The 253-nt window shown below is 69.2% G+C and carries 1 pseudogene; it reads left to right on the top strand.

The features are described from left to right. Nucleotides 1–253, top strand: a pseudogene (locus tag ACLJNW_RS26915) (Na/Pi cotransporter family protein); the annotation flags it as partial.

A 253-nucleotide genomic window follows, 5' to 3' on the forward strand; every position in this document is an offset into this window, starting at 1 on the left:
GGAGAGCCTTGGCCAGTGCCTGATCGGACTCGGCCTGATGCTCCTGGCGCTGGCGTTGCTCGGCCATTCCCTGCAGCAGATCGAGGCCTCGCCAGCCTTTGTCGCGGTGATCCACGGCCTCGAAGGCGATCCGCTGATCGCCCTGCTGCTCGCCGCGCTGCTGACCTGGGCCTGCCATTCCAGTGTCGCGGTGGTACTGCTGGTGGCGTCCCTGGCCCAGGCCGGACTGGTCTCGCTGCCCATCGCCCTGGCC

It is taken from the genome of Salmonella sp. SAL4457 (genome assembly GCF_046548235.1).
Classification (GTDB): Bacteria; Pseudomonadota; Gammaproteobacteria; order Enterobacterales; family Enterobacteriaceae; genus Salmonella; species Salmonella enterica.